Origin of the sequence: Streptococcus sp. HMSC10E12 (assembly GCF_001807855.1) — a bacterium.
Lineage (GTDB): Bacteria > Bacillota > Bacilli > Lactobacillales > Streptococcaceae > Streptococcus > Streptococcus salivarius.
Map to the genome: position 1 here is coordinate 1 of NZ_KV791096.1, position 1,242 is coordinate 1,242.

Below are 1,242 nucleotides of genomic sequence, written 5' to 3' on the forward strand. Positions count from 1 at the left end.
CAGAAGAACCTAAGTTCCAACCAGAGAAATACGTAGTTGGAGAAGCTAAGTTCGACGTAACAGGTACAAAACTCGTTGATGATGACAAAGAGTTGGCAGACAAGTACGCAGATACAAATGCGAACCCATATGCGGACGATGCTTCAAACAACGAAGCTGAAAACTTGAATACTAAGTCTGTTAAACGTGGTCAAACTATCTACTATCAAGTATGGCTTGACACAACTAAATTTGATGCAAACAACAAGGATAATATCCAAACTGTTGGTATCACAGATGACTTCGATGAAACTAAGTTGGATGTGGATGCATCAGCTATCAAGGCTTACGATTCAGTTTCTGGTGCTGATGTTACAGATAAATTCGATATCTCAATCGAAAATGGTGTAATCACAGCTAACCTTAAAGCTGGCTTCACTAAGTCACTTGGCGATGCGGAAAACACTCAAATCATCGACACAACTAAATTCGAGTTTGGTCGCTACTATAAATTTGATATCCCAGCAACAGTTAAAGCTGATGTTGCAGGTGGAGTAGATATCGAAAATACTGCGGCTCAAGTAGTTAACTACTACAACCCAACTACGAAGAAAGTTGAAAAACCAAACAAACCAACTGAAAAACGTGTTAACAGCGTTCCAGTTTCAGTAGAGTTCAACTTCACTAAGAAACTTGAAGGTCGTGAGCTTAAAGCAGGCGAATTCACATTCGAGTTGAAGAATGAAGCAGGCGAAGTCGTTGAAAGCGTGAAGAATGATGCTTCAGGTAACGTTAAATTCTCAGCTATTGAGTATAAGAAGGGTCAAGAAGGCACTTACAAGTATACAGTAGAAGAGGTTAAAGGAACTGACTCAACCGTTACATACGACACAATGAAAGCTGTTGTAACAGTTGAAGTTCGTCATGATGGTACTGCTAAGGCTCTTATCACTAATGTGACAGACCCAGCAGATAAAGAGTTCAACAATACTGTAACACCACCAGAAGAACCTAAGTTCCAACCAGAGAAATACGTTCTTAGCGATGGTAACGGTAAGTTTGATATCACTGGTACTAAGCTTCTTGATGATGATGCAGAGTTGACAGATAAGTACGCAGAAACAAATGCGAACCCATACGCTGATAAAGCTGATAACAACGAAGCAGAAAACATCAATACTAAAGCTGTTAAACGTGGCGACACTATTAACTACCAAGTATGGCTTGATACAACTAAATTTGATGCAAACAACAAGGATAATA

General features: G+C 39.5%; 1 protein-coding gene. It reads left to right on the plus strand.

From position 1 onward, the window contains the following. On the plus strand, window positions 1-1,242 hold a 1,242-nt coding region (locus tag HMPREF3112_RS11715), incomplete at both ends, for an SspB-related isopeptide-forming adhesin (protein ID WP_305366753.1).